A 13214-nucleotide genomic window follows, 5' to 3' on the forward strand; every position below is an offset into this window, starting at 1 on the left:
TTTATTACAGGGTTAAAACCACCATTAAAGCCCGCGTCATATACTCACTGTTATGGTATCTACATTATAGACGAAAATTAATTATTTTCATTCAGGGTTGAGAGCGAAAGATCATGTTTGTTTTTATTTTACATATCTGCCATAATTTTTCAGCGTTCCAGCTAGATTTATCGGCGAAACTTAAACATTATCAGCTTTACTCGTACATTCCTATGAAAATATTAGCGTTTCCGCTTTTATCAGTTTTTGATGAAAAACTGGATATTTCGGCTTTTGGCAAATAAAAATAAAATGATCAGCTTTTCCCTGCTAAGATATCAACATTCCAAACATTTTTTTTAGCGTCTAGTCCCAAAAATTATTTCTCATACCAGCAAATACCTAAAGCTCCTTCTCCCAAATGGGTTCCGATGACCGGGCCAAAGTAGCTAATATAAGTTTCCGTCTCCGGATATTTTTCCAGGAATTTCTCCTGTAGTTCTTTGGCAGAAGGTTCGTCATTGCCGTGAATAAAGACGACCCGTAAATTTTTGCCCTTGGCAGCGTCTTCTTCCAGCATGCCGAAAATGCGCTGAATTGCTTTTTTCCGGGTGCGGATTTTCTCGAAAGGCACGATTTTTTTATCGACAAAATGAAGAACCGGCTTAATTTGCAGCAGTCCGCCGACTAACGCCTGTGCTCCGCTTAAACGGCCGCCTTTATGCAAGTTCGTTAAATCATCCACCATAAAGTAGGCCCGCATCGACTGTTTCATTTCATCCAGTCTTGCCAAAATCTCCTCCACTGATTTCCCGGCTTTAGCCATTTCCGCTGCTTCAATCGTATAAAAGCCTTGGGCCATACAGCTTAATTCGGAATCATAAGCGTAAACTTTAATGCTGTCTACCATTTCTCCGGCACTGACTACTGCCTGATAGGTTCCGCTAATCCCGCTGGACAGGTGGATGGACACGACAGCATCATATTCCTTTGCAAGTTCTTCCAGCTTCTCCGTTACTACTCCGATGGACGGCTGGGAAGTTGTCGGAAGCTCCTTCGCATTCCGCATTTTTTCATAAAACTCTTCCGTTGTAATATCTATTTCTTCCCGGTAAGATTCCTCTCCAAATACAACACTAAGAGGAACGAGGTGAATATTATGCTCTTTTCGTACGTCTTCAGGTATGTAAGCTGTACTATCCGTCATGACAGCTATTTTCATAACATCTCTCCTCTACAATAATTTTGCTTCATGCGGGCAGACAAGATGTACTCATTTTCTATTTTATTGTACATGAATTCATTTAAAAAAGCATTCCTGACTTAAGGTTTTCCGTTATAGAAATCGGTTTGGAAGAATTGTTCCTTTTTATAAATTTTCTTCCGTATTGATACCGTCCGGTTCCTTCCTCCATCCACAAAAAAAGCTGCTCCAAACTTTGGAACAGCTTTCTAAATTACATCACTTCGACCCAGCCGTTGCGGATTGCGTTGACAACTGCTTGTGTCCGGTCATTCACGTTCATCTTCTGCAAAATGCTGCTGACGTGGTTTTTCACCGTTTTTTCGCTAATGTATAAAGTTTCAGCAACAGCCCGGTTGCTCTTGCCGTCTGCCAGCAATTGCAATACTTGGCATTCCCGCTTCGTTAAAATATGAAGAGGCTGGCGATATTCTACTCCGTTGCTTAACGAACTTGCTGCCTGTTCTTTTGCCAAGCGGCGGAATTCTTTCACCAAATTGTGGGTCACTTTCGGATGGAGGTAAGATCCGCCTTCGCTGACAACTTTAATTGCCTCCACTAATGAATCCGCATCCATTTCCTTCAGCAAATAGCCTTGAGCACCGGTTTTCAGTGCGTGGGTAACATAGTTCTCGTCATCATGGATGGAAAGAATGATGACTTTCGTCTCCGGAAAATAGCGGACTAAGTCGGCAGTAGCCTGGATTCCGTTTTCATTTGGCATATTAATATCCATTAAAACGACATCCGGTTTATGTTCCTTTACTAATTTCGTTGCTTCAGCCCCGTCGTCTCCTTCGGCTACTACCTCAAAGGAATCTTCAAATTCTAAGATGCGCTTGACACCTTCACGAAATAATTTATGATCATCGATTAAAACAATTTTAATAGTATTTTTTTCTTCCATCGAAATCTCCTCCCATTGGTTTCCCCAAATTATATATTGAAAGATGCTAGAGTCTCGATGTAATGTCCTATAATCATACCTATGAACTTGGATTAAACGGTACTTTAATCGTTACCGTCGTCCCCTGCCCATAGTCGGATTGTATGTTCATCGTACCCTTCAACATTTCTACCCGTTCTTTCATCCCGATTAAGCCAAAGGATTTATCCTGCTGCTTCAACGAAGGGTCGAAGCCTATGCCATTATCTTTCACTATTAATATAACATGTTGGCAATTAATTTCTAGTTTAACTTGAATTTTTGAAGCTTGAGAATGTTTAATTGCATTTTGCAGCGCCTCCTGCATTAAGCGAAACAGGGCAATTTCGTATTTATGCTGAAGCCGGCTGTCTTTCCCGATAATCGTAAAGTCAATGTCCATTTTATGATAATCGGCAGTTGTATCAATATATTTTTTAATCGTCGGCACTAAACCTAAATCGTCCAATGCCATCGGTCGCAAGTCATAAATAATCCGCCTCACTTCATATAAAGAAGAACGTGCCATCCTTCGAACATCTTTCAGCTCTTCGATCGCTTTTTCCATATCTCCCTTGCGGTAAGTTTTTTCAATGATCTCGGAGCGCAGCAAAATATTGGCAAGCATTTGGGCAGGGCCGTCGTGAATTTCCCGGGATATTTTTCGCCGTTCTTCTTCCTGGGCTTCAATAATTTTCAAACCAAATTCCTGTTTTTCTTTCGCATTTTCCAAAATTTCGTTTACCTGCTGGAAGTCGTCCTGCAAGTATGTATGAATGACAGAGATTTTATTCGCCAAACCCTCTGCCCTTTCAATCGTTTTCGATAATGATTGGAGTCGCCGATCTATATCATCCCGTTTATCCCGCATCGCTTTTTCCCTATTCCGTACCATAATTAATCTCGTCTGCAAATCATGGGTTTTTTCATATACATCATGAATTTCCTCTTCTGAATATTTATCAAAATTTTTACTGACGAGAGCAAGCTGTTTTCTCGACTTACGGACTCTATCTTCCAATTCGTCTCCCATTTCAATATATTCTAACACTTTCTTTTTTGTAATTTCTAATTCAATGACCAATTGTTCATATTCCGTACGTGCAGCTTCGCTTATATGGAAAATTTCATCTTTCGAGTTTTCCACCACTTCAATCATTTCATCGATAACTCTGTCTAATGCTTGTTCGCTGACGGCCATAGACATGATTTATCACCAACCTATGTTATAATTATACTTGTATTTCGATTAGAATTATAGGGAAATTCCTCATATTTTTTGTATCATTCTCTTTACAAAAATATTACTATTGTACCAACGTATACATCAGTACATTATAAATGTCATGACAAGATTAATAATTACTATACTATTTTATAAAGGAATGGAGAGCATATGTTATCGAAATATTATACGGTAAAACGTGAAGGCAGCCATGAAATCGTCATCCAGAAATCCCGTTTCATCGGCTATGTCCGCCGGACGGAAACGGAGGAAGAAGCACAGCAATTTATCCAGGAAATTAAAAAGAAACATTATGACGCCACGCACAATTGCTCCGCCTATTTAATCGGTGAACATGATCAAATCCAAAAGGCGAATGACGATGGAGAGCCGAGCGGTACCGCCGGTGTGCCGATGCTGGAAGTGCTGAAAAAAATGGGCTTGAAAGATACGGCGGTCGTCGTCACGAGATATTTCGGAGGCATTAAGCTAGGTGCCGGAGGGCTGATTCGAGCCTACGGCAATGCCACCTCGGAAGCCATTCGTCATACCGGAATCGTAAAAAGACAATTGATGAAAGGTTTCTCCGTAACAGCAGATTACGGTTTGCTCGGAAAACTGGAAAATGTATTGCGGCAATCTGAATATATATTGGAAGATATTCATTATTCCGAGAACGTGGAATTTATCGTCTATGTGGAAGACGGGAAAGAAGAGAATTTTACGGAATGGATGGTAGATTTAACGAACGCCCAAGCGGAGATTGAAACCATTGGCGAGAAATACATTGAAATCGATGTTTCGTCTACAAAAGAATAATGCGAAGGAATATGGAAAGATGCCACCGGCTATGCCGTGGCATCTGTTTATGCGTTTTCTCGCATCGTTTGTGTACTGGACAATTCCTGTACTAACTGCCGAAGAAGTTCCTCCGCAGAGCGAATATTGTTTTTTTCCGTTTCGTCAATCATTTTCTTTAATACCTTTTTAAATTTCTCCTGTTCTCCCATGAACATAGAACCGCCTTTACAAAAAGTATATAGGAATCTCCTAAATTTCCATGTCATATTTGTAGAAAAATATCATTTTTCATAGATAATACCATAAACTTGTAGAAAAATATAGTATTTAGTGAAGGGATTTTTGTCTCATCTGATATTTCCTAATCACGGTTAATAGGCTGGCTGCAAGAAGGGCGCCAATACTGTCCAACAGTACATCACCGAGATACGGAGTCCGGTTGGGAGTGAATCCTTGATGAATTTCATCTGTAACAGCATATGCAACCGTGATGAAAAAGGAAAATGTAACCGCCCGGTTAAAAGACAATTCCGTCGTTTTGCGGAACGCAATATACAAAAAATAAAGCAGTAGAAAAAATACGCCGACATGGGCGCCTTTGCGGAGGAAAAATTCTAAAAATCCGGCAAGCCCCAAATGGTCTACGCTTACTACAGATTGGTTATACACAAAAGAGATTGGCTGCAAATAAGGTTCTAAAAATCGCAGAAATTCCACATTGTTCAAGAGCGGTTTTACGTCCTGTTTTTCATACGGTGTGGACGAGGAAAGAAAAATAACTCCCATCCACCCGATCGGCAAAAGCCAGTATAAAAACTTTTTCATAGGTCACCATACTTTGTCATGTTTTTTCCATTACGAAAAGGCGAATTACGGGCCATACCAGTTCCAAACTTCTATACCAGTAACGTGGAATTTATGGAACTGTTCTTCCTGGATTAATTTTTCCGCTTCTCGCACCGGTCCCGTAACAGTTGCTCCAAACACTTTTATACCATGTTTCCGAAGATATGCAAGCCGTTTTTCATCCAGCTCCTGTTCTGAATAGCCTCCTTTTTCGATTAGCCAGGATAAATCACGATAAAATGTCTCAACTGATTCCTCAAGATATTCGGCAGTAATAATATGATCGGCAATGGATAAACGGTTCTTTTCATCATATTCGACAAAAGGACGGAGCATAAGCGTCGGTACTTCATATGTATAAACTCCATCTTCTATAATTGTAGTTCGGTCTGTTTCAAATTCTTTTATTTCCCCGGCATATACTGGCATTTGCAATACAGTTACATCATATTTATTTAAAATCTGAAAGAGCTCCTCCGGCTTCATCCCCTTTTTCAAGGAAAACTGTAGCTGCACGACGAATCCATCAGGTATTTTTTCCAACTGGGCTTCTGCCGGTTCAACAAGTTCGCCAGGCTGGTACGAAACCGTTAACTCCGGTAGATCTGGCGGCAATGCATAAGGATACTCCATTTGTTCGTGTATATATTTCTTATTATATTCAATCGTATAGCTCAATTTTCCTAATAGCCTTTTTTTCGCTTTCACCTCACCAACAACTACATCCCAGCCGCCAACTTGACGATAAACGGGCAATGTCGTCTCCTGCGTAAGCAATGGTGAAATCTCTGCCCTCGGGTGAGACAACTTATCCACTTCTATTCCGGCATGCCTTGTTTCTACTACCGTTGCTACAAAACGGTCAAATTCAGCCCGTTTTCCCGAATGTTCAAAGTAGATTTCAACCGGAATCTGATAGAGCACATATATTAGAAAAACACCAAGCAGAATACGAATCACTGTAAATCCGATGGCCAGTCTCGTCCGCCAAACGAATTTCCTCGCTGTCCGCTGATCAATGTTTTTTTCACTTTCCTTCCAATCCTTTAATACGTGATCGTCTTTTTTCAATCGGCCCCCTCCTCTTTTCTTTCTGCTTGCAGTTGGCGAAATTTGCTTCTTGCCCGATGCAGTGTCACTTTTACCTGGCTTTCCGTTAAGTTCATCATGATTTCCAGCTCTTTATAGGTAAATCCTTGGATTTCCCGCAAATAGAGAATCGTCCGCATTCGTTCCGGAAGCATGGATAAAATTTGTTCCAATTCTTTTTGTTTCCATTTTTTCTCCAATTGTTGCTGCGGATTGCCGAGAGAACTAATTCCGGTCTGTTTTGCCTTTACTTTTTCCAACATCCGCTCCTCCGCTTCTGCCTTCCGCAGCTGGTCAATATATAAATTTCGCGCCACTTTAAACAGCCATGCCTTAGCCTGATTCATATTCTCTACTTTTAGAGACACCATTGCCCGATAAAAGGTTTCCTGCAGCAATTCTTCCGCCGTTTCTTCATTGCGTGTCATTTGCAGAAGATAGCGGTACAGTGGGAGCTGGTACGTTTCAAACAGCGAAATAAATATATTTTTCTGCAAACGTCTCCCACCTCCTACATATGTAACGATATAACATTCCGTTTGTTACAAAAACAGCAGAAAAAAACCGTAAAGCAACTGCTCTACGGTTTTATATGGATTTTTTCATTTTGACAGATTGGTTTATGTTACTGTTTCTATCCGTTTCCTTGACTTTTCCGCCATTTGTTAAATTCTAAATATTCCCTAAATTGTTCTTTGGAAACGCCCGATTCCATCGCTTCTCGAACGATTTGGAGCCATTCGCTATCCAGCTCCTCTGCATCTGCAGATTCTTTATCTGTTATTAAATCATTAGGAGAAACCCCTAATACTCCACTAATCTTTTCAATAAATTGAATCGAGGGATTTGATTGCAAGTTCCGTTCAATTGAGCTTAAATATGATTTGGCGACACCTGCTTTTTCGGCTAGTTCAGATATAGACATTTTCTTTTCCTGACGCAGTTTCTTTATCTTTTCACCAATCAAAGTCCTCTCACCTACTTTCAAGAGCATTATATCATAATCAGGTGAGCGGTTGTAGATAAGGTATTCATTTTTTTCAAAATTAGGTCTTTTGTTTCGCCTTTTCGATAAACCGCCGAATTTCCTCCACGGTCATTCCTAAGGATTTTGCTTCTTTTATTAATAATACCCAGTCCATATCCAGCCCTTTTTTTTCTACCAAGTCTTTCACCCTTCACCGGCCCCCATTAGATTATTATCGTTTTGAAAAGTCGCTCTTTTCTGATATTTTAACCCCTGTGAATATCTTACTACATCTCTCTCCCTATTTGAATGACTAGTTTTGTCGGATTATTACTAGTTTTGTTGGAAATTAAATTTCCTTTCTCTTTAGTTTACGGAAATAGCTGGTTAAGAGTAAACCTAGACCAACAATCATTAACATGGAGCCTATAAGGAGGATAGAAAAGATTGTTGTCGCAGTATCGGGTAATGGAGAGCCACCGCCATTTCCGCTTCCGATGATCCCTTCGATGCTTTTTTCGTTTTTTCCTTTAGAACCTATTGCTTGTTTGTCCTCAGCACTATAGATAATGTTAAATTTAGCGTCTAAACCTTGAAATTCATTACCAAGATGTTCTGGGAATCGAATAATAAAATCTAACTCTTCTTTTTCTGACGGGAGTAATGTTCTAGGATTTAATTCGGTAAAATCTTTCAATTTCCCGTTAAATAATACTTCATCAGACTGTTTCACTTCCAACTCCAATTCATTAAATAACATTCTTGAATCCCCGACAGGTTCAATTTTTACAATATAATCAAATTCCCATTTCCCATCATTGTATACGGTAACGGTCCTCGGAGCCCAGTCGCCCGGCTTCATATTTGTTACATTAAATAAAACACCCTTTGGTTCGATCTCTATTGCAATTTCATTTTTGCTTTCATTATTTTCTGCATAAACAGCTGATGTACTGATGAATCCAGGCAGAAGCAATATTAGGGACGTCACGGTTAATAATAAGACCTTTACAGTTCGTTCCATATACCTCTTCCTTTAACTCGTTTTTGGCATTTCAACTTCTGCCTTTTTCTTTTCTTTTTCCAGCTCATGAAATGCTCTCCATATGGTAATGCCGGAATATCCGATAAGAAGAAAACCAGGCACAATTAATAATGCGATAATTCCGTTTTTTGACTGGGAAAATTCAGAAATATAACCTAGGTATGGTATAGTAAAGCCACTATAAACGGCAACTACATTTTCAGCCAGTACCGGATTTGAATCAGGAGCATTGTTATTGTCTCCCTTCGTCGTATATACGATACCAGCGCCAGTTTCTTTTACTTCAATAATCCGGTGGGTAATTAATTTATCGTCCGATTCCATAAAGGTAATTACGTCTCCAACTTTTAATTGCTGACGCTCCTCCCCGTCAATCGGTTTTACCGCGATGACCGATCCGGTTTTAAATTCCGGTTCCATCGATCCCGATAGGACGGTTTTCAGCTGATAGCCAAATACGTTCGGTTCCCCGCCGCTTAGTTTTGATGAGAAAACTAGAAATCCTAAACCGATAAGCAACACGAATAATACTGCCGTAACAAATCGATTTAACCATTTGAAGAATATTTTCATGTTACCAATCCTCCATTATTCAACATTATCATCGTTTTGCTCGTTCATTTCCGCTTCTTCATTCAAATTGCTTTCCTTCCCTTGACTGCTTCCTTCATTCGTAGGCTCTTGCTCCCGCAGTTCTTCCCTAGTTTCATTCTCAGTTTCTGAAGGGGTTTGCTCAATTTGTTCTACTTTCTTGGCATTTTCGTCATCAGAGTCGTCTTTTTTAGCATTTGCAGTTGCCTTTTCTTCACTTTCATTTATGTCGCTCTTTTCATTTTCAACTGATATTTCTTCCGTTGTCATATTTGTATTATGGCATTTGTTGCCACTCTTATTTTCTTTCACATGAATTTTGGCGCTCCATTTATCCCCGTCTGTATCCTGGACGTGAAACGCATAAGTACCAATATTTTTTGCATGGAATTGCAGCCGGATTTCTTCTTTGGATTTCAATGCATTAAAAGTACCTTCATATACTTCAACACCATGATTTTGAGGACTGCCATTATCCGCAGAATAATAAACGTAATAAGTGCCATCTTCCGCCATATCGTCAGGACCGACATTTTTTAGCGCTCTGCCAATTTCAACCGATTCACCGCATAAATAGACGTTTTCTGTTCCATTTTCGGTGAATTTTAATCTATAGTCTCCAAGCCAAATCCCAGACGACACTTCGGATGTTGCCCTTGCATCATAAAAGAAATCCGCACTCGTTCCCGAAGTAAAGTAGGTAGCAGAAAATACAAATAAATACCATATTAACGCAATTTTTGATACAAACCGAAACCATCGATATTGAGATCGATATTTTCGCAGACGGGTTTGCCTCACAATCATCTCCACCCTTTAAATTTCTCGCTTATTTACAGTCCTAAAGTTTTTCGTCAGAATCTCCTTAGGACTATAAATAATAGTCCAGGAGAGTGTTCCCTTTCTTTATCATTTGTTGGTTTGCATTGCCCGGAAAGTCCAATCCAGTTCCAGCTTATTTCCTTGAAAATCATTCTGGTCTTTTGCTGTTTTCTTAAATTGAAATTTAACTTTTACATCCATCGTGTCTCCATTAGGAAATGGAATGTCCTCTTCTTTTATTAACAAGCCATTTTTCAATTTTCTCAGCTCATTTAATGTCATCGCTGAATCTTTACCCTTAATAATCTCCTTGCCGTCAACGATTAGCTCTTTTAATAAAATTTGGCTGCCAAATCCATTATCTTTTTCGTTTCCGTTTTTATCCAAAATCGTATGTTTCGAGAACAAAACGATTTCTCCAATATTTAACGAACCGTTATTCCGAAGTGTAAAACGGGATTCAAACTCTTCCCCCGGTTGAATATCTTCAATTTTAAATAGGATATTTTCATCAATATCGACGAAGCCTAACTCTAACGTACCGGATTGTATTTCTGCCTTTGATTCCAGTTCATCGCTAAAATATGCAACTGTGCCCCCGCTAATTAATGCCATCCCTATTAACCCTGTCGTCATCGCCATCGCAATATGTTTTTTCACACTCAAGGGAACCCCTCCAAAAATATAAAAAATATAAATATGTAGGAGAAGGCGAGGGTAAACTCGCCTTCAATCAGATAAAGTTAAATTTATCTTCTTTCACCATCAACTTGGAAACCTTCAAACGTCCAAAGTAATTCAAGATCGAGATTTTGTAGATCATTTTGTGGTGCACCAGTTTCTTCAAACATAAACTTAACTCTAAAATTAGCTGTTTCACCTGCTTTTAATCCTTCAACAGGAGCATAGTATCCAGGGAAAGGCCATAGAGACCATTTCCATTCCAATCTTTCAGCTAATTGTTCTGGAGTCATGTCTCTCAACTCTAATAATGTCATTTCATCGATAATATTATTAGCTTTGTCCCCGCTTGTATTATCTAAAAACATGACTTTAATGGAATTTGCATATTTGTTTGCTAAAGCATTATCTACTGGAGCTCCATCCCGGGTAACAGAATAACTAGTGTCCAGACTGATATTTTTCATATCAATATTGCCGTCATTCTTTAACTTAAATGTTCTGGTTGCGTAATCGCCCGGTTTGAATTTCTTTAAATCTATTAGTTCAGTAGGCTTCGCAGTTAACTCCATATAACCGGATGCAAATGAACTAGTTTGCTCTGCAGTTGCACTAAAATACGCGAACGTTCCTCCAGCAATTAAGGAAATACCTAGGGCAGCGGATGCTATCCCCATACCAATTTTCTTTTTCAAACTCATAAGTTTCCAGCCTCCTAAATATTTTTTAATATGATGAATAAATTGCTAGAAGCGATATTGCCATAAGTGAAAATTCTGTGTTATAAAAATTTGTATGTTTGCAGAGTTGACTAGCGCTATCCTCCTTTCTTTATGTACGATGATCACTGTGTTGTTCATTTTTGAGGGGGATTTCGTTTGTTATAAAGAACAACCACAATTGCAGTATAGGACATTTTTTCCTAATAGGAAAACTTGAAAAAATGACGAAAATACGTTATAACGCACATTTATCTCGATAAATCTCGATTTTTCTTTCGATTTCTTAGTTTTTTGTATTTTTTAAAATAATTATTTCTTTTTACAGAACATCAATTACTTATTTCAATTTTAAAAAAAATGGATATACTTATGAAGTAAGATGCGATTTAAAGGAGTAAATCGGATGAAAAAACTTTCGCTTTTATTTATACTTTCAGGTATCCTTATATTGGCTTATGGCGGGTTTCAATGGCTGGAGACGGAAAGGGCACAAAAGGAAAGCCTTGCAGAAGCAAAAGAACTTACATTATCCCCAACAGAAAAATCAGATTCCTTGTCATCAGCGGACTTTACACCGGAAATCGGCGAAACGATCGGCATCCTGCATATTCCAAAATTGGAATCAGACCTTCCCATCGTTGAAGGTACCGATGAAGACGAACTGGAAAAAGGGGTTGGGCATTACCGGGGAACAGCCTTTCCCGGTCAAGGTGAACAAATAGTCCTATCTGGCCATCGGGATACGGTGTTCCGAAGAATGGGTGAGCTGGAATTGGGAGATAAATTCACCGTAAAGTTGCCTTACGGGGAATTTTCTTATGAAATTGTCGATACGAAAATCGTCAGTGCTGACGATCGGACTGTCATCAAGCCTCAAGGCAAAGAAGTGCTGACCGTGACTACATGCTACCCATTTCGTTTTATCGGGAATGCTCCAGATCGATATATTATTACTGCCCTGCCAATTAACAAAGATGATATTTCTATGAACAACAAATATTAATTGCCTGGGGTGCTCCTGATGCATTCCCAGGCTTTTCTCTTTCTGATTCAATTTCCAATTACCGGGAATAAACCTAAATAATGCTACCTTGTTCCAAGATTATGAACCAGGAAGTTGCAAAGAATAAAACATGCAAATTAACGTGATTCCTGGCAATCCAAGTAGACAATTTTCGTACTTTTCGCTATGATTTAGACAGATAAAGACAAGAATTTGCATAAAGCTTTTGACCTAGAATGGATAATAAAGGGGAATACCGATGGTTTCAAGAATGGAAAAAAAACGAAACAAGAAAAGGAAATGGGTTCGCTGGCTGCTTGGCATCGTCTTCGCTCTCTTCTTAATCGCTGGAGGAGTCGCCGCATATGTTTGGACGCAGCTTGGAAGCACGATTGAAACGATGCACAACCCATTTGAACCGGCAAAGCAAAAGGAAGTCGATGAACGTTTTAAGAAAAAAGACTCGATTAACATGCTTTTGCTCGGTGTGGATGAAAGGGAAGGCGACCGGGGCCGTTCGGATACGATGATTTTGTTATCGTTAAATCCGAATACCGATTCAATGTTAATGATGAGCATCCCAAGGGATACGTATGTGAACATTCCCGGACGGGGAATGGACAAAATTAACCATGCCTATGCCTTTGGCGGGGTCGATTTATCTGTACAGACGGTGGAAGAAACGTTCGACATCCCTATCCACGTTTATGGCCGGGTAAATATGGAAGGATTCCAAAAAGGAATTGATGCGATTGGCGGTGTAACGGTACAAAATGAATTTGAGTTCTCCCAAGGGGGGCATAATTTTCCAGTCGGCGAAATACATCTCGACGGCAAAGAAGCACTAGAATATATTCGCATGCGGAAAAATGATCCCCAAGGCGACTTTGGCCGAAATGAACGGCAGCGGGCGGTCATTGCCGCAGCAATTGATGAAGCAGCCAGTTTCACAAGCATTACGAAATTCGCCGATATTTTAGAAATACTTGGTACAACCGCACAAACAAACTTAGATATGAAAAAAATACAGACACTATTTACCGATTATTTAAGTACCCGAAAAAACATTAAACAAATAAAAATCGAAGGATCAGGCCAGAAAATAAACGGCATCTACTACTATGTTGTACCAGATGAAGAATTTAGCCGGGTCACTTCTGAAATTAAAGCCCATATGGATGAATAAGTCACCTGTTCCAGCAACAGCGTGACTTTTTTGTCTAAATGATTTCCTATTACCATTTCCAGTGTAAACAATGTTATAGTATAGATGGA

Annotated in this window: 17 protein-coding genes; 3 read left to right on the forward strand and 14 right to left on the reverse strand. The window is 39.4% G+C overall.

Translation table 11 applies throughout. The annotated features are described in order from the left end of the window. Positions 1–358 precede the first annotated feature (358 nt). From fakB to IEV18_RS06300, 3 genes are all read right to left on the reverse strand, one after another. Complete coding sequence (gene fakB, locus IEV18_RS06290) at positions 359–1201, reverse strand: DegV family protein (RefSeq protein ID WP_188391538.1); 843 nt, start codon at positions 1199–1201, stop codon at positions 359–361. Positions 1202–1436: 235 nt separating this feature from the next. Next, positions 1437–2129: a response regulator gene (locus IEV18_RS06295; RefSeq protein ID WP_188391539.1), complete on the reverse strand. Its 693-nt coding sequence runs from the start codon at positions 2127–2129 to the stop codon at positions 1437–1439. A 79-nt stretch (positions 2130–2208) separates the two neighbouring features. Continuing rightward, complete coding sequence (locus tag IEV18_RS06300) at positions 2209–3354, reverse strand: sensor histidine kinase (RefSeq protein ID WP_188391540.1); 1146 nt, start codon at positions 3352–3354, stop codon at positions 2209–2211. Positions 3355–3543: 189 nt separating this feature from the next. Between IEV18_RS06300 and IEV18_RS06305 the strand changes: the two genes are divergently transcribed. Next, positions 3544–4191: a YigZ family protein gene (locus IEV18_RS06305; protein ID WP_188391541.1), complete on the forward strand. Its 648-nt coding sequence runs from the start codon at positions 3544–3546 to the stop codon at positions 4189–4191. A gap of 47 nt (positions 4192–4238) precedes the next feature. On the opposite strand, the gene IEV18_RS06310 is transcribed toward IEV18_RS06305, so the two are convergent. From IEV18_RS06310 to IEV18_RS06360, 11 genes are all read right to left on the reverse strand, one after another. Beyond that, positions 4239–4382: a hypothetical protein gene (locus tag IEV18_RS06310; protein WP_188391542.1), complete on the reverse strand. Its 144-nt coding sequence runs from the start codon at positions 4380–4382 to the stop codon at positions 4239–4241. Between the two features lie 118 nt (positions 4383–4500). Next, entirely contained in the window at positions 4501–4998 is a 498-nt protein-coding gene (locus IEV18_RS06315; protein ID WP_188391543.1) for a VanZ family protein, read from the reverse strand. A gap of 45 nt (positions 4999–5043) precedes the next feature. Beyond that, positions 5044–6090: an anti sigma factor C-terminal domain-containing protein gene (locus IEV18_RS06320; RefSeq protein ID WP_188391544.1), complete on the reverse strand. Its 1047-nt coding sequence runs from the start codon at positions 6088–6090 to the stop codon at positions 5044–5046. Next, positions 6087–6605: an RNA polymerase sigma factor gene (locus tag IEV18_RS06325; protein WP_188391545.1), complete on the reverse strand. Its 519-nt coding sequence runs from the start codon at positions 6603–6605 to the stop codon at positions 6087–6089. Before IEV18_RS06325 ends, IEV18_RS06320 begins: the two co-directional genes overlap by 4 nt. A 137-nt stretch (positions 6606–6742) precedes the next feature. Beyond that, positions 6743–7075: a helix-turn-helix domain-containing protein gene (locus IEV18_RS06330; protein ID WP_188391546.1), complete on the reverse strand. Its 333-nt coding sequence runs from the start codon at positions 7073–7075 to the stop codon at positions 6743–6745. Positions 7076–7154: 79 nt separating this feature from the next. Next, entirely contained in the window at positions 7155–7283 is a 129-nt protein-coding gene (locus tag IEV18_RS06335; RefSeq protein WP_229733563.1) for an anti-repressor SinI family protein, read from the reverse strand. Positions 7284–7424: 141 nt separating this feature from the next. After that, positions 7425–8099, reverse strand: coding sequence for an LPxTATN C-terminal sorting signal domain (locus IEV18_RS06340; RefSeq protein ID WP_188391547.1), 675 nt, complete (start codon positions 8097–8099; stop codon positions 7425–7427). Between the two features lie 12 nt (positions 8100–8111). Next, positions 8112–8693: a signal peptidase I SipW gene (sipW, locus tag IEV18_RS06345; protein ID WP_188391548.1), complete on the reverse strand. Its 582-nt coding sequence runs from the start codon at positions 8691–8693 to the stop codon at positions 8112–8114. A gap of 15 nt (positions 8694–8708) precedes the next feature. Next, entirely contained in the window at positions 8709–9512 is an 804-nt protein-coding gene (tapA, locus tag IEV18_RS06350; RefSeq protein ID WP_188391549.1) for an amyloid fiber anchoring/assembly protein TapA, read from the reverse strand. 108 nt (positions 9513–9620) lie between these two features. Next, the gene (locus IEV18_RS06355; RefSeq protein WP_229733565.1) at positions 9621–10193 is read right to left on the reverse strand and encodes a TasA family protein; all 573 of its coding nucleotides are present in this window, start codon (positions 10191–10193) and stop codon (positions 9621–9623) included. 89 nt (positions 10194–10282) lie between these two features. Beyond that, positions 10283–10915 (reverse strand): TasA family protein, encoded by a 633-nt coding sequence (locus tag IEV18_RS06360; protein WP_188391551.1) that lies wholly within the window; start codon positions 10913–10915, stop codon positions 10283–10285. 424 nt (positions 10916–11339) lie between these two features. Here IEV18_RS06360 and srtD point away from each other — a divergent pair, with 424 nt between their 5' ends. Continuing rightward, positions 11340–11939: a class D sortase, LPxTATN-specific gene (srtD, locus tag IEV18_RS06365; RefSeq protein WP_188391552.1), complete on the forward strand. Its 600-nt coding sequence runs from the start codon at positions 11340–11342 to the stop codon at positions 11937–11939. 259 nt (positions 11940–12198) lie between these two features. After that, positions 12199–13125, forward strand: a complete 927-nt coding sequence (locus IEV18_RS06370) for an LCP family glycopolymer transferase (protein WP_188391553.1) — start codon at positions 12199–12201, stop codon at positions 13123–13125. The last annotated feature ends 89 nt before the right edge of the window (positions 13126–13214 follow it).

Source organism: Compostibacillus humi (genome assembly GCF_014637175.1).
GTDB classification, from domain to species: Bacteria; Bacillota; Bacilli; order Bacillales; family Amphibacillaceae; genus Oceanobacillus; species Oceanobacillus humi.

Excerpts from the sequence above, each read along its gene's own strand:
- IEV18_RS06315 (WP_188391543.1), bottom strand. The coding sequence starts at position 4,998 with ATGAAAAAGTTTTTATACTGGCTTTTGCCGATCGGGTGGATGGGAGTT.
- IEV18_RS06295 (WP_188391539.1), bottom strand. The coding sequence starts at position 2,129 with ATGGAAGAAAAAAATACTATTAAAATTGTTTTAATCGATGATCATAAA.
- IEV18_RS06340 (WP_188391547.1), bottom strand. The coding sequence starts at position 8,099 with ATGGAACGAACTGTAAAGGTCTTATTATTAACCGTGACGTCCCTAATA.
- IEV18_RS06360 (WP_188391551.1), bottom strand. The coding sequence starts at position 10,915 with ATGAGTTTGAAAAAGAAAATTGGTATGGGGATAGCATCCGCTGCCCTA.
- sipW (WP_188391548.1), bottom strand. The coding sequence starts at position 8,693 with ATGAAAATATTCTTCAAATGGTTAAATCGATTTGTTACGGCAGTATTA.
- srtD (WP_188391552.1), top strand. The coding sequence starts at position 11,340 with ATGAAAAAACTTTCGCTTTTATTTATACTTTCAGGTATCCTTATATTG.
- IEV18_RS06370 (WP_188391553.1), top strand. The coding sequence starts at position 12,199 with ATGGTTTCAAGAATGGAAAAAAAACGAAACAAGAAAAGGAAATGGGTT.
- IEV18_RS06300 (WP_188391540.1), bottom strand. The coding sequence starts at position 3,354 with ATGTCTATGGCCGTCAGCGAACAAGCATTAGACAGAGTTATCGATGAA.
- IEV18_RS06305 (WP_188391541.1), top strand. The coding sequence starts at position 3,544 with ATGTTATCGAAATATTATACGGTAAAACGTGAAGGCAGCCATGAAATC.
- fakB (WP_188391538.1), bottom strand. The coding sequence starts at position 1,201 with ATGAAAATAGCTGTCATGACGGATAGTACAGCTTACATACCTGAAGAC.
- IEV18_RS06310 (WP_188391542.1), bottom strand. The coding sequence starts at position 4,382 with ATGGGAGAACAGGAGAAATTTAAAAAGGTATTAAAGAAAATGATTGAC.